Below are 17,606 nucleotides of genomic sequence, written 5' to 3'. Positions count from 1 at the left end.
CCGTGCGGATGGAGCCGTCTTGGGTGCGCACGGCGACCCGGAAGCCCCTTACCCGGTCCACCAGGGAAAGGGGGTGGGCGGTGTCCCCGTTTAGGATGAGGGTGAGCACGTCCCCCTGGAGGAGGTAGCGGCGTTCCTCCATAGCGTAGATCCGGGTGGTGCCGTTCCCTGGGTAGTCGGCTGCCCATCGGCCCCGGGCGCGATGGATGTGGAAGCGGGAGTGGTCCTCGGCATCGTAGGGGAAGAACTCCCCGTTCCCCGTGGTGGGGTGGTAGAGGTAGAGGGTTACCTCCCCCCCGTTTTCCTGCCGGTAGCGGGCGAAGGCTTCCAGGCGGTCGTCCCACCCGTTTCCGTTCCCGTCCTGGGGGAGGCACTGGGGGGGCGGGTTGTTATCCCTGCGGGCTACGAAGAGCACGTCCTGGCCGCTCCCAGCCTGGATGCCGTTCCGGTCGCATAGGGTTAGGACGGGATCCAGCAGATTTCTACGGAGCACCAGGGTGTTCCCTCCGGACACCTGGACGGCGGGGAGGTCCATGGGGGCTCTTTCCCCTGCCTGGCGGATATCGGCTCCCAGGAGGTCCAAAGCCGCCCTCAGGTTCTGGTTCATGGCGGTGCGGGCCTGGTCCAGGGTGTAGAGCCGGCGGCTGGAGAGGACGAGGCTAAGGGATAACCCCAGGATTAGGATCCCGATACCCAGGGCAACAAGAAGCTCCACCAGGGAGAAGCCCCTAGCGGAGGCTAGTGTAGACCGTTTCCGCTGCATAAACTGTCCTCCCGTTCCAGATCACCTCCACCCGGATGTGCCGGCTTCCAAGGCCGCACAAGGAGGCCTGGGCGCAGTAAGTGCGGCGTAAGGTGAAGGTACGCCCTCCGTAGGCCTCTTGCCGTTCCACGGTGCCTGAGGTTGGAAGGCCAGCAGAGTCCTGAATCCTCAAAGCCTCAAACTCCCTCTGGGCCAGGAAGACCGCCTGGGAGCGGACCTCTGAGGCCGTGTTGGTCTGCAGGTACCCCACAAAGGAAGGCACAATGAAGGCCAGGGCGAGGCCCAGCACCGCCAGGGCCACCGCCACCTCCACGATGGAAAGCCCCTTGGCGTCCAAGCTCCTCATAACCGCCTCACCTCTCCCCCCAGGAGCACTTCCAGTTGGCGCTCCTGCGCCCCCTTGCGGAACACCAGGACCAGGTTCCGGTCGCTGTACCCCCGGCTGGAAAAGCAGAGCTCCAAGGGGCTTCCGTTCCCTGTGCTTAGGTTAACCCCCTGTGGGAGCTCCAGCACCAGGCTGGGGTCCGGGGTGAAGCTTGGGCTGCCGCACCGCGCTGCGTACTCCGCCACCAGCCGGTTCCCGCTTTGCTCCACCCGGTAAGCGGAGGTGGTGGCCATGGCCTTGGCCCGCACCAGTTTGAGGTAGCCCTCCGTCTGGACCCAGGCGTCCTCCAGGGGATTGGAAAAGGGGCGCAGGTTGAGGGCGGCGATGCTTAGGGCAATGCCTAGAACGCCCAGGACCACGAGGAGTTCTAGAAGCGAAAAGCCCTTGGAGTTCATTCTGCTTCCTAAGCTACCTAGCTGTTGGGGGTATGTCTATCCCCCAAATGGGGGGGTCGGACCTAGGAAGGTTCCCTTATCGCTTCCTCCAAGGCTTTATCCCGGAGCGCCCGGGCCTCCTCCGTCCAAGGGGTGAAGCGAAGCCTCTCCCAAGCCTCCTCATCCAGGGGGTCCAGGGCCAGGGCCTTCAGCCAGTCCTCGGCCCGCTGGCTCCGCAGGAGGGCCCGCCTGTGTTCCTCCAGCCGTGTGCGGGCCCACTCGTCCAGGAGGGGGTGGTCCAGGCCCCGGTAGGGAAGGGCGAAGGGGGCCTCCGGGTCCTGGAGGTCCAGGTAGAGCTCGGGGGCCTCCCGGTGGAGCCGCCAGGGGTGGGTGCGGAGGAAGTAGCCCGGGGCCCCCTTGGGCCGGCCGGGCTCCAGAAGGGCGAGGAGCTCCCACCAAAGGACCCGGAACTCCCCTGGGGAGACTGAGAGGGCCTCTAAAAGCTCCTCCTTGGTCCAGTCCCGCTCCAGGAGGAGGGCAAGGAGGAGGCGGGCCTTTTCCCGCCGGAAGCGCACGGGCCTGCCCTCCACCCGCACCTCGAGGCCCCCTAGGGCGCGGATCTCCACCCGCACCCCCGGGTGGTAGGGCACCTCCAGACGCCCAAGCCGCCAAAGGGCCCGGCGCACCCGGTGGACAGGGGGGGCGAGGAGGGTGGGGCGTTCTAGGAAAGGGTAGCGGAGGAGGAGGCCTTCCAGGCCTTCCCCGAAGGGGTAGGCCTGGGCTAGGTCTTGGAGGAAGGGGTCCAGGGCAGGAAGGGCGGGGAGGGGCCAGGCCTCTCCCCGCCTGAGGCGGGCCATGGCCACCACCAGGGTCATGAAGGCCTCCACCCAGAGGTCTCCCGAGGCCCGGGCCAGGCGGACCATCTCGGGAAAAGCCCCCTCCTCCCCCAAGGCGGCAAGCCCTCCCAGGGCCTCCACCTGGAGCCGGGCGGGGCCCCCTTGGGCCAGGAGGAGGGCTGTGCGGTAGGCGGCCTCGGCCTCTTTAAGGCGGCCTAGGGCCAGGAGGGCGTGGCCCTTCCGGGCCTCGGCCAGGCTGATCCCGAAGGGGCTCCCCAGGACCTCGGCCTCCCAGCGGCCCCGTTCCGCAAAGCGTAGGCCCGCTTCCGCGTCCCCAGCCACGCACTCCAGGAGGGCCCGGAGGAGGGTCCCCTCCCGGTGGTTCTGGGGCGGGCGGTGGAGCCCGGGGTCCTTGAGGTCCCGCAGGAGGGCCAGGGCCTCCTCCACCCGGCCGAGCCGGAGGAGGACCCTGGGGCCCCCTAGGCCCAAGGCCTGGGCTTCCGCCGCCCGGCCCTCGTTCAGGAGGTTTTCCGCCAGGAGAGGCTTGGCCTCCTCGGGGAAGCGCTTCAGGGCTTCCTCTAGGTAAGGGCGGGCCAGGGCGGGCTCCACCGTGTCCAGGTGCAGGCGGACCAGGCCCAGATAGGCCCGGGCCTCTCCTCGGCCCAGGGCTTCCCGATAGGCCCGTTCCGCCTCCTCGTACCGCCCCACCTGGCGCAAGGCCTCCGCCAGGAGGAGGCCGAGGCCAGGCCGGGCCCCCTGCACCTCCTTAGGGAGGCCCTCGAGGAGCCTCAAGACGGTGTAGGCCAGGCCCCCTTCCAAGAACCCCTGCCCCTCCTTTAGGAGGAGGTCCGCGGCATGGCCGTAGCGGCCCGCCTCCAGGAGGAGCTCCGCTGCCCGCACCCCTTCACCCCTCTCCAAGGCCTCCCGGGCCGCCCGGTCCAGGAGGGCCCGGGCCTCGGCGGGGGGGAGGAGGTTTTTCAGGGCCGAGCGCACCAAGGGGTGGAAGGCCAGCCGGCCTTCCCGCCTTTCCAGGAGGAGGTCCTCCGCGAAGGGGAGGAGGGCTTCCGCCTCCTCCTCCGCCACCTCTCCCTCTAGGGCCAGCCGGGCGGCCTCCCGGAGCACCCCCTCGGGGAGGCCGTAGGCCAGGTAACCCAAAAGCCCTTCCCCGCTCACCAAAGCCCTCTCGGGGCGTAGGCCCCGCCGCATGGCGAGGAGGAGGACCCGAAGGCCCAGGGGCCAGCCCCGCACCAGGCTTAGGGCCCGCTCCACCTCAAAGGAGGGAAGCTCCGGGGCCAGGGCCTGGGCCAGGCGGCAGGCTTCTTCGGGGTCGAAGGCCAGCTCCCGCTCCCCGATGACCCCGAGGAAGGCGAAGGGGGCCGAGCGACGGGTGAGGACCAGAAGCTTGAGGCCCGGAAGGCGCAGGAGGTCCTGGAGGACCCGCGCCGTGGCCAGGCTTTCCCCCCGGTGGGCCTCGTCCAGGAGGAGGAGGTGGGGCCCAAGCCCCTCTAGGGCCTCCACCAGGGCCTCCAGGGCTCGAGGCCAGGCCCCCCTCTCCAGGAGGGCCTCCGCTTGCTCTGGGGCAAGGCCCCGCTGGGCCCGGTAGGCGGCGAGGAGGTGCCAGAGGAGGAGGGCGGGGTCCTTGGCCTCTTCGGAAAGGGCCAGGTACACCCCGGGGAACTCCGTGGCCAAGGCGGTCTTGCCGTACCCCGCCCCCCCGGCCAGGGCCAGACCGGGGCTATCCGCGAAGGCCCGGTTGATCCGGCTGAGGAGGCGCTCCCGCCGCACCTCCTTGGGCATGCGGGGCGGGAGGAGCCTTGAAGGGGGCACCGGGTAGGGCACGCCTTTAGTCTAAGTGCCCTCCCCCCATCTTGGGCCCCCCCGCCGACCGGGGGTTGGGGCCCCGCCCTCTGTAACGGGTTGGTAACGCCCTGCCCTTAAGCTTGGTTCAGAGGAGGGAAGAGGGTGTACCTGAAGGCCCTTGGGGTCTACCTGCCGGAGGGTCGCATGGGGGCGGAGGAGATCGCCCGGCGCTCGGGGCTTCCTTTGGAGGTGGTGCGGGAGAAGCTGGGAATCCGGGAGAAGCCCCTCCCCGGCCCCCATGACCACCCGGCGGAGATGGCCGCCTGGGCGGCCGAGCGGGCCCTGGCTGCCGCGGGCTTTCCGGGGACGGGGGTGGACTGGATGCTTTCCATCGTGGACGAGTACAAGGACTACCCCGTGTGGGCCACCGCCCCCTACCTGGCCAGGCGGGTGGGGGCTTGGGGGGCCAAGGGCATGGACCTCAATCAGAAATGCGCCTCCTTCCTGGGAGCTTTGGAGGTGGCCCGGGGCCTCTTCGCCACCCGGAAGGGGGTGGAGGCCGTGTTGGTGGCCGGGGGGTACCGCAACGGGGACCTGGTGGACTACGCCGACCCCCATACCCGCTTCCTCTACGACCTGGCCGCGGGAGGGGCCGCGGCCCTCCTCACCCGGGAGGGCCCGGGTCTAAAGCTCCTCGGCCTTGCCCACCGCATGGACCCCGAGCTGGCCTTGGCCGTGAAGGTCCCCGTGGGGGGGACCCGCGCCCCCCTCACCCCCGAAGCCCTCGAGGCCTACCGCCTGCGGGTGGAGGACCCCGAGGGAATGAAGGCACGGCTGGACGCCACCTCCATCCCCACCTTCCTCCAGGTGGTGCGGGAGGCCTTGGAGGAGGCGGGGTACAAGGAGGCGGACCTGGACTACCTGGCCCTCCTCCACATGAAGCGCTCCGCCCATCGGGCGGTCTTGGAGGGGCTTGGGCTTCGGCCGGAGCAGTCCATCTACCTGGAGCGCTTCGGCCACCTGGGCCAGCTGGACCCCATCCTCTCCCTCAAGCTCGCCTGGGAGGGGGGGCTTCTCCGGGAGGGGAGCCTGGTGGCCTTGGCCGCGGCGGGCGTGGGCTACTTCTATGGGGCGGCGGTGCTCCGCCTCGAGGGGAGGCTTTATGCTTAACCCCAACTGGTTGGAACGGCTTGCGGCCTACCACCCCAAGCGGCGGGCGGTCTTCTTCCGGGACCGCTGGCTCACCTACGGGGACCTCTACGAACGGGCCCGGCGCGCCGCGGCCACCCTGAAGGCCCTGGGGGTGGGCCCGGGGGACCGGGTAGGCCTTCTCTCCTGGAACCACCCCGTCTACCTGGACCTCCTCTTCGCTGCGCCCCTCCTTGGCCACATCCTGGCCCCCTTCAACCACCGCCTAAGCCTCTCCGAACTGAAGGCCCTCCACGCCTATGCCGCCCCCAAGGTCCTCTTCTACGGGCAGGGCTTCCGGGAGGTGGCAGAGGCCCTGGACCCTAGGGCCCTCCCCCTCTCTGCCCTCCTGGAGGGGGAAGGGGAGCTCCCGGAGGGGTATGCGCCGGGCCTCGAGGACCCCGCCCTCCTCCTCTTCACCGGGGGGACCACGGGCCTGCCCAAGGGGGCCCTCATCCCCTACCGCCAGCTCCTCCTGAACGCCCTGGAGACGGCCTTCGCCTGGGGGCTTTCCCGGGAGGACCGCTACATCCTGGCCACCCCCATGTTCCACGCCGCCCTGAACGCCCTGGCCACCCCCCTCCTCTACCTCGGGGGGGAGGTGGTCATAGAGGAGCGCTTCCAGGCGGAGGAGTACCTGGAACTGGCCCGCCGCCACCGGCCCACGATCCTCTTCCTGGTGCCCACCATGTTCGCCATGCTCCTGGAAAGCCCCGCTTGGGGTGAAACCGACCTCTCCTCCGTGCGCTTCGCCATCTCCGGGGGCGCCCCCTGCCCGGCCCCGGTGCGGGAGGCCTTCCGGGCCCGGGGGGTGCGCTTCAAGCAGGGCTACGGCCTCACCGAGTGCGGGGTGAACTGCTTCACCTTTGAACTGGAGGAGGCGGAGCACCACCCCGAAAGCGTGGGCCGGCCCATGCCCCACCTCTGGGCCCGGATCGTGCGGGAGGATGGGGAGGAGGCCCCTCCGGGAGAGGCGGGGGAGCTTTGGCTTTCCGGGGGCGTGGTCATGAAGGGTTACCACAACCGCCCCGAGGAGAACGCCAAGGCCTTTGTCTTCGATGGGGCCAGGCTTTGGCTGAAGACGGGCGACCTGGCCTTCCGGGACGAGGCGGGGCGGTACTACATCGCCGGGCGGAGGAAGGAGATGTTTATCTCCGGGGGGGAGAACGTTTACCCGGTGGAGGTGGAGCGGGTCCTTTACGACCACCCCGCGGTGCGGGAGGCGGCGGTCATTGGGGTCCCTGATCCCCGCTGGGGGGAGGTGGGGGCAGCCTTCGTGGTCCTGAAGGCTCCTCTGGACCCAGAGGCCCTGAGGGCCTTCCTGAGGGAACGCCTTGCGGGGTACAAGGTGCCCAAGCACCTCCTCTTCCTGGAGGAGCTCCCCAAGACCGGGCCCGGTAAGGTGCAGAAGGAGGCCTTGAGAAAGCTCTGGGAGGAGCGGCATGGTGCGGCTTAGGTACCAGGTGGAGGGGAAAGGCCCCCCGGTGGTCCTTCTGAACGGGCTTTTCCAGAGGCTGGAGAGCTGGGACCCCGCCCTTTCCCACCTTGCGGGCTACACCCTCCTCCGCTACGACATGCGGGGCCAGGGAGAGAGCGAGGCCCCGGAAGGGGTCTACACCCCCGCCCTCCACGCGGAGGACCTCCTGGCCCTCCTGGACCGGGTGGGGTGGGAAGAGGCTCTCCTGGTGGGCCTCTCCAATGGGGGGGTGGTGGCTCTGGAGGCTGCCTTGAGGGCGCCGGGGCGCTTTAAGGCCTTGGTCCTCTGCTGCACCACCCCTTACCTGGATCCCGTCCTCCGGGCCAAGGTGGAGGGCTGGCTCCACGCTCTCCGGGCGGGGGGGACCCTCTTGCGTCTCCGGGTGGCCCTGCCCTGGGTCTTTGGGGCGGCCTTCCTGAACGCCCACCCGGAGCTCTTGGAGGAGGGCCTGGAGGCCCTTTTGGCCCAGGCCCCTTCCCCCGAAGCCCAAGAAAGGCTTCTCCTCGGCTTCCTGAGCCTAAAGGACCTAAGGCCCCGCCTAAGGGGGCTCTCCCTCCCGGCCCTGGTCCTCTACGGGGAGGAGGACCTCCTCTTTCCCCGGCCCTACGCCGAGGCCCTGGCGGAGGTCTTGGGGGGAAGGCTTCAGGGCCTCCCTACGGGCCACGCCGCTCCCCTCGAGGCCCCCCAGGCCTTCGCCGGGGCGGTGCGGAATTTTTTGGAGGAAATCTATGCTTAGCTACCTGGAACGCGGAAGCGGCTTCCCCCTGGTCCTGGTCCACGGCAACTTCGCCTCTAAGGAATGGTGGCGGGGCCTCCTGGAGGACCCCCCCAGGGGGGTTCGCCTCCTGGCCCCTGACCTCCCCGGCTTCGGGGATAGCCCCGCCCCCCCGGACTTCACCCCCTCCATCCCTGCCTACGCGGAGGCCCTGAGGGGCTTCCTGCGGGCGGTGGGGGCGGAGGAGGCGGTCCTCCTGGGCCACTCCCTGGGGGGTGCGGTGGCCATGGAGGCCGCCTGGGAGGGGACGAAAGGCCTCGTCCTCCTGAACTCCGCCCCGCCTTCGGGCCTCAAGACCCCGGAGGCCTACTACCCCATCCTGGAGTCCTACCGGCAGAACCGGGAAGCCCTTGCCGCCGCCCTCGCGGCCATGGCCCCCACCCGTAGGCCCCCCTGGTTTGACGAGCTCGTGGACCGCGCCCAGAGAATGCACCCCGCCCATTACCAGGGAAACGCCCGGGCCCTTTCCGCCTGGCGGCTTTCCCACCCCTATGGGGGCCCGGTCCTCGTCCTCTACGGGGCTCTGGACCCTTTGATCTCGCGGGCCATGGCCGAGGAGACCACGGCCTTCTTCCCTCGAGGGCGGCTTTTGGTGCTGGAGGGGGTGGGCCACTCCCTGAACCTGGAGGACACGCCCCGGCTTAAGGCCATCCTGGAGGGGTTTTTAGGGGAGGTGGTGGGATGAGGTTCAAGGTTGGGGACCGGGCCAGCTACACCCAGACCCTTTCCGAGGCCCACGTGGCCCTTTTCGTGGGGGCGGTGGGGGATACCAACCCCTTGCATGTGGACGAGGCCTACGCGGCCAAAAGCCGCTTTGGCCGCCGCATCGCCCAAGGGCTTTTGGTGGCGGGCCTCATCTCCACGGTGATCGGCACCCGGCTCCCTGGCACGGGGGCCATCTACCTCTCCCAGACCCTGCGCTTCCTCAAGCCCACCTTCTTGGGGGACACGGTCACGGCTACCGCGGTGGTCAAGGAGGTGCGCGAGCGGGCCAAGGGGGGCTATGTCCTCACCCTGGACACCTTCTGCGAGAACGGGCGGGGAGAGCGGGTCTTGGAGGGGGAGGCGGTGGTGCTCTACGAACCTGAGGGCGTAGGCCCTGGGGAAGAAGGAGGTGGTCAAGATGCGTAAAGCGGTGGCGGTTCTCCTGTTGGCTGGTCTGGCCCTGGCCCAGACCCAGGTGAGGGTGGGGGTCCTCCTGCCCCTTTCCGGCGTGTCCTCCGTTTCCGGGAAGGCGGCCCTAAACGGCATCCAGCTAGCAGCGGAGGAGGTGAACGCAGGGGGCAAGGTGCGGTTGGAGCTGGTGGTGGCCGACGACGGCACGGACCCGGCCAAGGCAGTCCCCGCCTTCACCAAGCTCATGACCGTGGACCGGGTGGACATGGTCATCGGCGGCCTGGCCAGCGGGGTGACCTTCGCCCTTTCGGGCCCCGTGAAGCAGTACGGGCCCCTTTTCCTCTGCATCGGGGCGGCCAGCAGCGTGGTGGAGCAGGCCTTTGAGGGGTACCCCCTCCTCTTCCACTACCACCCCTGGGACTACCACAACGTGGCCGCGGCCCTACAGTTTTTCGCCCACCTAAGGGAGGCTTACGGGGCCAAAAAGGTGGCGGTGCTCTACGAGGATGGCCCCTTCGGTTCCGCGGGGATTGGGGTGTACAAGCAACAGCTGGAGAAGCTGGGTTACCAGGTCCAGGCCGAGCCCTACAAGGCGGGCAGCGGCCAGTTCACCCCCATCCTCACCCGCTTCCGGGCCTTCGCCCCCGACATCCTCTACTGGATCGGCTACGATGTGGACGCCCTCCCTATCGCCGCCCAGTCCCGGCAGGTGGGCCTCAGGCCCAAGCTGATCTATGGGGCCCCGCCCTCCTGGCCCCTCGGGTTTGAGAAGAACCCCCTCTCCAACGACGTTGCCGGCATGACCGCCTGGCTGCCCACGGTGGCCAATGCGGAGTCCCGCCGCTTTGTAGCCGCCTACCAGAAGAAGTACGGGGAGGCCACGGAGGAGTACATGGCCCCCATGGGCTACACCATCGTGAAGAGCCTGGCTCTGGCAGTGGAACGGGCGGGGAGCGCGGACAAGACCAAGGTGGCCGAGGCCCTGGCCGGGGTGCGGATGGCGACCCCCTTCGGGCCCCTTTCCTTCAAGCCCTCCGACACGGGCAAGACCCGCTACCAGGGCTTTGGCCCGGAGATATGGTTCCAGTTCCAGTACCTTGGGGGCTCGAGGCGCCCCGTCTTCCCCCTGGATAAGGCCGCCCGGCCCCTGCGCTACCCTGGGGAGTACCACCTCCGCTGATGGAACTCCTCCTCCAGACCCTCCTCAATGGGCTTTTGGCCGGCGGGATCTATGCCCTGGTGGCCACAGGCCTGGCCCTCTCCTTGGGGGTGGTGGGCATCGTCAACTTCGCCCACGGGGAGTTCCTCATGCTGGGGGCCTTCCTCTCCTACTTCCTCTTCGTCCTCCGGGGGGTGGACCCCCTCCTGGCCCTAGGCCCCGCCTTCCTCGCGGCCTTCCTGGTGGGGGCCTGGGCCTACCACGGCCTCATCCGCCCCGTCCTAAAGGCTCCCGAACTTAACCAGATGCTCCTCACCTTCGGGCTTTCCGTCCTCCTGCAGAACCTGGCCCTCCTTCTCTTTGGGGCGGACACCCGGGTGGTGGCCCCTCCTTACCAGGCGGCCACCCTCACCCTGGGGCCCTTCTTCCTGGGGGCGGTGCCCCTGGGGGCCTTTCTCCTCTCCCTCGCCCTCCTCTTCCTTCTCCACCTCTTCCTCACCCAAAGCCGCCTGGGGCTTGCCGTGCGGGCCGTGGCCCAGAACCGGGTGGCCCCGGGGCTTCTTGGGATTGAGACGGACCGGATCTATCTCTTGGCCTTCGGGCTTGCCGCAGGCCTTGCGGGGGTGGCGGGGGTGATGCTCTCCGTCCTCCTCTACGCCAGCCCCACGGTGGGTTTCCTCTACACCCTGAAGTCTTTCGCCATCGTGGCCCTGGCGGGGCTGGGGAACTTAAGGGGGGTGGTCCCCGCCGCCCTTCTCCTGGCGGTGGCCGAGGCCCTGGTGAGCACCTACGTGCCCGGTGGGGGCGGTCTGGTGGAGGCGGTCTTCTTCCTGGTCCTCTTTCTGGCCCTGGTCCTGCGCTCCTGGGTCGCGGCCCGGGCTTTGGGGGGGGTATGAGGCGCCTCCTTTGGCCCCTGGCGCTACTTCTCCTGGTTCTCCTGCCCCTCCTCCCCTTGGGGGCCTGGCGGGCCTTTGCCCTAGACGTGGCCGTCTTCCTCTACCTCACCGTGGCCCTGGCCCTGGCCTGGGACCTGGTGGCTCGGAGCGGCCAGCTTTCCCTGGCCCACGGGGGCTTTTTCGGCCTAGGGGCCTACGCTGCGGGGCTTTCCGCCCCCGGCTTTGGCACCCTGCCCGCCCTCCTCCTCGGGGGGGTGGCGGCGGCCTTGGGGGCCCTCCTCCTGGGGGTGGCCACCTCGAGGCTCCACGGCCTCTACTTCGCCATTGCCAGCCTGGCCTTCAGCGAGGTGCTCCGCACCCTAGCCCTGAAGCTCCCCTTCACCGGGGGGCCCATCGGCCTGCCCGTGGCCCCACCCTTCGGGGGCGGCTGGCCTCTCGCCCCCTACTTCCTGGCCCTCCTGGCCTTGGCCCTGGCGGTGGGGGCGAGCCTGTGGGCGGAGGGGAGCCCTTTCCGCCTGGCCCAGGCGGCCACCCGCCAGGGGGAGGCGGTGGCCCGGGTCCTGGGGGTGAGCACGGTGCGGGTCAAGCTCCTCTCCCTCCTCTTGGGGAGCTTTTTGGCAGGGCTTTCCGGGGGCGTCTACGGGATGAAGGCCCTCTTCCTCACCCCCTACGACGCCTTCAGCCTGGGGCGGGCGGTGGAGGCCTTGGTTATCCCCATCTTCGGGGGGCTCTACACCACCCTGGGGCCCCTTTTGGGCGGGACCATCCTGGTGGGGCTGGAGCAGGGTTTGAGGTTGGGGGTGGGGGAAGGGTACTTGGTGGCCTACGGGGCGCTTCTCATCCTGGCCGTCCTCTTCCTTCCCCGGGGACTAGTGGGTCTGAGGAGACGGCGTGGCTAGGATCCTGGAGGTCCAAAACCTCAGCAAGCGCTTCCTCGGCCTTAAGGCCCTGGAAGGGGTTTCCTTTGCCCAGGAGGAGGGGGAGATCCTGGCGGTCATCGGCCCCAACGGGGCGGGGAAGAGCACCCTTTTGAACCTGATCTCCGGCCTCCTGCGCCCCGATGGGGGACAAATCCTCTTCCTAGGGGAGGAGATCTCCGCCCTCCCCCCGGAGGCCCGTACCTGGCAGGGCCTCGGCCGGGCTTTCCAGATCGTGAGCCCCTTTCCCGAGCTCACCGTGCGGGAAAACCTCCTGGTGGGGGCCCTCTTTGGCAAGCCGGGCACACCCCGAAAGGAGGCGGAGGCTTGGGTGGAGGAGGTTTTGGATCTCACGGGCCTCTGGCCCAAACGGGATGCCCCCGCTTCCGAGCTCACCCTTTTGGAGGACAAGCGGCTGGAGCTGGCCCGGGCCTTGGCCACCAGGCCCAGGCTCCTCCTCCTGGACGAGGTCATGGCTGGCCTCCGGCCCAAGGAGGTGGGCGAGGCGGTGGGGCTCTTAAAGCGGGTGCGGGCCCAGGGGGTGAGCATCCTCTTCATAGAGCACCTGATGCCCGCGGTGCGGGCCTTGGCGGACCGGGTGGTGGTTCTGGACCACGGGGAGAAGATCGCCGAGGGCCCCTACGAGGCCGTGGCTCAGGACCCCAGGGTGCGGGGGGCCTACCTGGGGAGGAGGGGATGAGGCTTAACGTGGAGGCCCTGGAAGCGGGCTACGGCAAGGCCCAGGTCCTTTTCGGGATGGACCTGAAGGTGGGGGAGGGGGAGATGGTGGCCCTTCTTGGGGCCAACGGGGCGGGGAAGACCACCACCCTTAGGGTGCTTTCCGGCCTGGTCCGCCCCTGGCGGGGGCAGATCCTCTGGGACGGCCTGGACCTCAGGCCCCTCTCCCCTGCCCGGAGGGCTCGGCTGGGTCTGGGCCACGTCCCCGAGGGGCGCCAGCTTTTCCCCCTCATGACCGTGGAGGAAAACCTCCGCTTAGGGGCGGCCTTCCTGGCCCCAGGGCGGGAGAAGGAGGGCTTTGAGCGGGCCTATGCCCTTTTCCCAAGGCTCTGGGAGAGGCGGGGTCAGCTCGCGGGCACCCTCTCTGGGGGGGAGCAGCAGATGCTGGCCATCGCCCGGGCCCTCATGGGTTTCCCCCGAATCCTCCTGGTAGACGAGCCCTCCTTGGGCCTTTCCCCAAGGCTCGCCGAGGAGGTCCTCCTGGCCCTGGTCCAGGTGGTCCGTGAGGGGACCGGGGTCCTCCTGGTGGAGCAGAATGCGGCCCTTTCCCTGGAGGTGGCCGGGCGGGCCTACGTCCTGGAGGGAGGGCGGGTGGTCCTGGAGGGCCCTGCCCCTCTCCTGCGGGAGGACCCCCGGGTTCGGGAGGCCTACCTTAGCCTTTAGACTCGGACCATGAGGAGCAAAACAGCCTTGGTCACAGGGGCGGCAAGCGGCATTGGGCGGGCCATCGCCGAGGCCCTGGCGGGGGCGGGGGTTAGGGTATTGGTCCACGACCTCCGCCCCGAGGGCGAGGAGGTGGCCAGGCGGATCGGGGGGGTCTTCCTGCAGGCGGACCTCGCGGACCCCGAGGCGGTGCAGACCCTAGGGCAGCGGGCCTCGGCCTTTGCGGTGGACATCCTGGTGAACAACGCCGGCTTTCAACACATCGCCCCGGTGGAGGAGTTTCCCCTTAGGGTCTGGCAGCGGATGCTCCAGGTGATGCTCACCGCCCCCTTCCAGCTCATCCAGGCCCTGCTGCCCGGGATGAAGGCCCGGGGGTGGGGTCGGATCGTGAACATCGCCAGCGTCCACGGGCTGGTGGCGAGTCCTTACAAGTCGGCGTACATCAGCGCTAAGCACGGGCTTTTGGGGCTTACCAAGACCGTGGCCCTGGAGGCGGGGCCCTTTGGGGTGACGGTGAACGCCATCTGCCCGGCCTACGTGCGCACGCCCCTGGTGGAGGGGCAGGTGGGGGACCAGGCCCGGAGCCTGGGCATTTCCGAGGGGGAGGTTCTGGAGAAGGTCTTCCTGGCCCAGGCGGCGGTGAAGCGGCTCATTGAGCCTGAGGAGGTGGCGGAGCTGGTGCTCTTCTTGGTATCGGAGAGGGCCGGGGTGGTGACGGGGGTGGCCTGGCCCATAGACCTGGGTTGGACAGCGCGGTAGGCTCTGGGCCTTGACAAGGATAGGGGGATGGAAGTATAAGGTGCGTAAACGTTTACGATGTCTAAGCAAAAGGATCTTACTATAAGAGAGATTGCCCGCTTGGCTAACGTTTCCGTGGGTACGGTCAGCCGGGTCCTCAACGGCCGCCCTGGGGTGAGCCCCCAGACCCGGGAAAGGGTCCTAGCCCTGGTCCAGAAGCTGGGGTTTGTTCCTTCCCCTGCGGCCCGGGAGCTGGTGGGACGCTCCCGCACCGTAGGGCTCCTCCTAGCCCCCGGGGTGCGCCGCTATACCCCCTACTTCGCCCTGCTCCTAGAGGCCCTGACGGAGGAGCTGGCCATGGAGGGGCTTCGGGTCCGGGAGGTTCTCACCGACCCTGTGGGCCTACCAGAGGAGGAGGCTCTGGCCTACCTCCTCCTGGGGGCCCATGACCACGATCCCCGGGTGGAGGGCCTGAAGGAGCAAGGGGTCCCCTTCGTCCTCGTGGGCCACTACCCGGGGGTCTTCTGGGTGGCCCCTGACGACGAGGAGGGGGCCTACCAGGCCACTCGGCACCTCCTGGAACTGGGCCACGAGGCCATCGCCCATCTCACTGGCCACCTGCACCACCAGGCAGGCCGGGACCGGCTTAGGGGCTATCGCCGAGCTGTGGAGGAGGCCGGAGTACCCTACCGTCCAGAGCTCTTGCTGGACGGCGACTTCAATGTCCTCACCGCCTACCGGGCGGTCCGGAGGGCCTGGGAGGGGGGGGTGCGGTTCTCCGCCCTTTTCGCCGCCTCCGACGAGATGGCCTTGGGGGCCAGGGCTGCCCTCGAGGACCTGGGCCTCAAGGTACCCCAGGACGTGAGCCTGGTGGGGTACGACGACCTCCCGGAGATCGGGGAGGGCCTGACCACCGTGCACCAAGACATCCCTACCCTGGCCCAGGAGGCTGTGGACCTCCTCCGGGAGGCCCTAAGGGGGTCTGAGCCCCGAGGCCGTCGCCTACCCGTGCACCTGGTGGTTCGGGGCACCACCGCGCGAAAGGAGGTGGGATCGGTCAAAAACCCGTAGGCCTTCGGCCCTAGGTATTGGACTTTTCTAGAAGGAGGGAAGTATGCGTAGGACCTTTTGGGTATTTTTGCTTCTACTCAGCTTGAGCTTGCCAGCTCTGGCCCAGGTGCAGGTGCGCATCTCCGGTTGGGGGGGCACGGACGTGGCCATTGTAAGTGGCCTCCTTAAGGAGGTGGTTCAACCCAAACTGGATAAGGAGGGCATCCGGGTGGTCTACGAGCCTATTGAGGGAGACTACACCCAGTGGCTCTTCAACGCTCTTTCCGCCGGGACCGCGCCCGACCTCTTCTATGTGGACATCTTCTGGTCAGAAAGCCTCTTCGCCACAGGCAAGGTGGAGCCCTTGGACCGGTACTTCACCCGGCAGGAGATCGGGGAGTTCCTGCCTAACCTGGTCCAGGCCTTTACCTACCAGGGCCGGCTCTATGGCATCCCCAAGGACTTCAATACCCTGGCCCTGCAGTTCAACACCGACCTCTTTGATGAGGCGGGGGTCAAGTACCTCAACCAGCAGGATACTTGGGACACCTTTGCCGAGAAACTCCGCCAGGTGCAGTCCAAGCTGAAGGATGTGACCGGGCTCTGTCTGGTGGCGGATTTCGCCCGCTTCGGGGCTTTTGCCTTCGCCACCGGTTGGAAGCCCTTTGATGAGAAGGGCCACACCGTCTTGGATGCCAACTTCCGCCGGGCCTTTGAGTGGTACACGGGTCTAGTGCGCCAGGGGGCAGCCAAGTTCGCCCAGGACCTGGGGGAGGGCTGGACGGGCGGGTGCTTTGGGGCAGAGAAGGCGGCCGTGGCCATGGAGGGGGCCTGGATCGCGGGCTTCCTGCGGGATAAGGCCCCCAACCTGCGCTACCGGACCACCTTCCTGCCCCTGGACCCGGTGACCAAGAAGCGGGGCAACTTTATCTTCACCGTTTCCTGGAGCCTGAACGCTGCCAGCAAGAACAAGGAAGCGGCCGTCAAGGTCCTCAAGGCCCTGACCTCTCCTGAGGCCCAGCAGTGGGTCCTGGAGCGGGGGCTTGCCATCCCCAGCCGCCGTGCCTTGGCTAACAACCCCTACTTCCAGCGCCCCGGGAAGGAGCCCGAGCTAAACCGGATCGTTTTCCAGGGCTCCACCTCTCAAGGGGGCAACGTCTACCCCTTCAAGTTCCGGGGGTTTGGCGGGGACTGGATGCGTCCCATCAACGATGCCCTTCAGGCGGTGATTACCGGTCAAAAGACCGTGGGCCAGGCCCTGCAGGACGCCCAGCGGGAGCTGGACCGGCTAACGGGTAGGCGGTAACCACCCAGAAGGGGGGCGGCCCCCCCCCCACGGGGGGACTATGCGCTTCAAGGTCAAGACCCTCGAGGCCCTCTATGCCCTCCTCCTCCTCCTGCCCTTCCTTTTTACCCTGGGGGTGTTTTTTCTCTACGCCTTCCTGAGGGCCGTTTATTTCAGCTTCACCGACTACAACCTCTTTAGCCCACCCAGGTTCGTGGGCCTGGAGAACTACCTCCGCCTCTTCAAAGAACCCCTTTTCCTCACTGCCCTTAAGCACACCCTGACCTATAGCCTTATCGTCACCACGCTCCAGACATTGCTGGCCCTCCTCCTCGCCTTGGCCCTCAACCGGCCCATCCGGGGGGTAACCTTTTTCCGCACCCTCTACTACCTCCCCTCCGTGGTCTCCACCGCAGCGGCGAGCCTGCTGCTCCTCTGGCTGTTCCAGCGGAACGGCTTGGTCAACTATTTTCTAACCCTCCTTCTGGCCCACCTGCCCCACCTGGGGGCCCTGGGCCTCCTTTCTCTCCTCTTCCAGGGCCTCTGGGCTATGTGGATAAGGGGGCGGGGGTGGCCTAGGCCTTCCTGGGACCCGGACGCGGCCATCCTTTCCCTCCTGGGGGCCGGCCTCCTGGTCTACGCCTTGGGCCTTTTAGGGATCTTGAGGCCCTTGGAGGTGCGGGTAGACCTTCCATGGGTTTCCACCCGGAACACCTTCCTGGGGCTTCCCCTCCCCCTTTGGGCCATCATCCTTATGAACACCTACACCACCATCCCAACTTTCATGGTCATCTTCCTAGCCGGCCTTAAGGGTATTCCCAAGACCCTTTACGAGGCGGCGGCCTTGGACGGGGCCGGGCCCTGGGTGATGTTTAGCCGCATCACCGTCCCCATGCTCCGCCCGGTGCTCTTCCTGGTTATCACCCTGGGCCTTATCGGCACCCTGCAGATTTTTGACCAAGTGCTCTTTATTGGCGGGTCGGGCGGCGCCCCCTTGGAGAGCACCATTACCCTGGCCTACTACGTGTACGCCAACGTCTTCCCCTCCGGGGCCAGTCCCAGGGTGGGGTTGGCCTCCGCAGCAGCGCTGGTCCTGGCCCTCCTCACCCTCCTGGTGGTCCTCCTCCAGCGTCGCTACGGGGTGGGGGAGAAGGGGGTGTAAATGGAACGGGCGCGGTGGTTTTGGGTGAGGGTGGCCTGGGTTTACGGTCTCCTTCTGGCCTTCGGAATTTTCTTTGTAGGACCCTTTCTGATGGGTTTCCTGGCTAGCCTGAAGACGGACCCCCTGGAGTGGCCTTTCCGCTTCGTCTTCCCCCAGCTCAAAACTTGCACCTATACTTCCGGCTTCAGGTTTATGCAGGGAAGACCACTTGAAAGGGGCTGCCGGTTTCCCGTCGGATAACGGGTACCATGAGTTCCGAAGCCCAAGCCCTACTCTGGCGCATC

General features: G+C 67.9%; 18 protein-coding genes. 14 read left to right on the top strand and 4 right to left on the bottom strand.

Going from position 1 to position 17,606, the window contains the following annotated elements; genetic code table 11:
• From WKI94_RS08460 to WKI94_RS08445, 4 genes are all read right to left on the bottom strand, one after another.
• The coding region (locus WKI94_RS08460) for a prepilin-type cleavage/methylation domain-containing protein (RefSeq protein WP_337845324.1) at positions 1-763 on the bottom strand (763 nt) is incomplete at its 3' end.
• Entirely contained in the window at positions 729-1,109 is a 381-nt protein-coding gene (locus WKI94_RS08455) for a prepilin-type cleavage/methylation domain-containing protein (RefSeq protein ID WP_337845323.1), read from the bottom strand. The genes WKI94_RS08460 and WKI94_RS08455, both read right to left, overlap by 35 nt.
• Complete coding sequence (locus tag WKI94_RS08450; RefSeq protein ID WP_337845322.1) at positions 1,106-1,543, bottom strand: prepilin-type N-terminal cleavage/methylation domain-containing protein; 438 nt, start codon at positions 1,541-1,543, stop codon at positions 1,106-1,108. The genes WKI94_RS08455 and WKI94_RS08450 overlap by 4 nt, the downstream gene beginning before the upstream one ends.
• A gap of 62 nt (positions 1,544-1,605) precedes the next feature.
• Complete coding sequence (locus WKI94_RS08445; protein WP_337845321.1) at positions 1,606-4,197, bottom strand: hypothetical protein; 2,592 nt, start codon at positions 4,195-4,197, stop codon at positions 1,606-1,608.
• A gap of 123 nt (positions 4,198-4,320) precedes the next feature.
• Between WKI94_RS08445 and WKI94_RS08440 the strand changes: the two genes are divergently transcribed.
• The 14 genes from WKI94_RS08440 to WKI94_RS08375 are packed head-to-tail and all read left to right on the top strand — an operon-like array spanning position 4,321 to position 17,322.
• Entirely contained in the window at positions 4,321-5,328 is a 1,008-nt protein-coding gene (locus WKI94_RS08440) for a 3-oxoacyl-ACP synthase (RefSeq protein ID WP_337845320.1), read from the top strand.
• Complete coding sequence (locus tag WKI94_RS08435) at positions 5,321-6,802, top strand: long-chain fatty acid--CoA ligase (RefSeq protein WP_337845319.1); 1,482 nt, start codon at positions 5,321-5,323, stop codon at positions 6,800-6,802. The genes WKI94_RS08440 and WKI94_RS08435 overlap by 8 nt, the downstream gene beginning before the upstream one ends.
• Positions 6,789-7,559: an alpha/beta hydrolase gene (locus WKI94_RS08430; protein WP_337845318.1), complete on the top strand. Its 771-nt coding sequence runs from the start codon at positions 6,789-6,791 to the stop codon at positions 7,557-7,559. The genes WKI94_RS08435 and WKI94_RS08430 overlap by 14 nt, the downstream gene beginning before the upstream one ends.
• Entirely contained in the window at positions 7,552-8,283 is a 732-nt protein-coding gene (locus WKI94_RS08425; protein ID WP_337845317.1) for an alpha/beta hydrolase, read from the top strand. The genes WKI94_RS08430 and WKI94_RS08425 overlap by 8 nt, the downstream gene beginning before the upstream one ends.
• A complete protein-coding gene (locus WKI94_RS08420) occupies positions 8,280-8,729 on the top strand; it encodes a MaoC family dehydratase (RefSeq protein ID WP_337845316.1) in 450 nt (149 codons plus the stop codon). Before WKI94_RS08425 ends, WKI94_RS08420 begins: the two co-directional genes overlap by 4 nt.
• A complete protein-coding gene (locus WKI94_RS08415) occupies positions 8,722-9,894 on the top strand; it encodes an ABC transporter substrate-binding protein (protein ID WP_337845315.1) in 1,173 nt (390 codons plus the stop codon). Before WKI94_RS08420 ends, WKI94_RS08415 begins: the two co-directional genes overlap by 8 nt.
• The gene (locus WKI94_RS08410) at positions 9,894-10,769 is read left to right on the top strand and encodes a branched-chain amino acid ABC transporter permease (RefSeq protein WP_337845314.1); all 876 of its coding nucleotides are present in this window, start codon (positions 9,894-9,896) and stop codon (positions 10,767-10,769) included. The genes WKI94_RS08415 and WKI94_RS08410 overlap by 1 nt, the downstream gene beginning before the upstream one ends.
• Positions 10,766-11,668 carry a branched-chain amino acid ABC transporter permease gene (locus WKI94_RS08405; RefSeq protein ID WP_337845313.1) on the top strand — a complete coding sequence of 301 codons (903 nt, stop codon included), beginning with the start codon at positions 10,766-10,768 and terminating at the stop codon, positions 11,666-11,668. Before WKI94_RS08410 ends, WKI94_RS08405 begins: the two co-directional genes overlap by 4 nt.
• Positions 11,661-12,386 carry an ABC transporter ATP-binding protein gene (locus WKI94_RS08400; RefSeq protein ID WP_337845312.1) on the top strand — a complete coding sequence of 242 codons (726 nt, stop codon included), beginning with the start codon at positions 11,661-11,663 and terminating at the stop codon, positions 12,384-12,386. Before WKI94_RS08405 ends, WKI94_RS08400 begins: the two co-directional genes overlap by 8 nt.
• Positions 12,383-13,087, top strand: a complete 705-nt coding sequence (locus tag WKI94_RS08395) for an ABC transporter ATP-binding protein (protein WP_337845311.1) — start codon at positions 12,383-12,385, stop codon at positions 13,085-13,087. Before WKI94_RS08400 ends, WKI94_RS08395 begins: the two co-directional genes overlap by 4 nt.
• A 9-nt stretch (positions 13,088-13,096) precedes the next feature.
• A complete protein-coding gene (locus WKI94_RS08390) occupies positions 13,097-13,846 on the top strand; it encodes a 3-hydroxybutyrate dehydrogenase (protein ID WP_337845310.1) in 750 nt (249 codons plus the stop codon).
• 57 nt (positions 13,847-13,903) lie between these two features.
• Positions 13,904-14,896 carry a LacI family DNA-binding transcriptional regulator gene (locus tag WKI94_RS08385; RefSeq protein WP_337845309.1) on the top strand — a complete coding sequence of 331 codons (993 nt, stop codon included), beginning with the start codon at positions 13,904-13,906 and terminating at the stop codon, positions 14,894-14,896.
• 43 nt (positions 14,897-14,939) lie between these two features.
• Positions 14,940-16,181, top strand: coding sequence for an ABC transporter substrate-binding protein (locus WKI94_RS08380; protein WP_337845308.1), 1,242 nt, complete (start codon positions 14,940-14,942; stop codon positions 16,179-16,181).
• A gap of 40 nt (positions 16,182-16,221) precedes the next feature.
• On the top strand, positions 16,222-17,322 hold the full coding sequence (locus WKI94_RS08375; protein WP_337845307.1) for a sugar ABC transporter permease: 1,101 nt from the start codon (positions 16,222-16,224) through the stop codon (positions 17,320-17,322).
• The last annotated feature ends 284 nt before the right edge of the window (positions 17,323-17,606 follow it).

Origin of the sequence: Thermus sp., from assembly GCF_037444525.1 — a bacterium.
Lineage (GTDB): Bacteria > Deinococcota > Deinococci > Deinococcales > Thermaceae > Thermus.
This window is presented reverse-complemented; position numbering and strand designations above follow the sequence as displayed.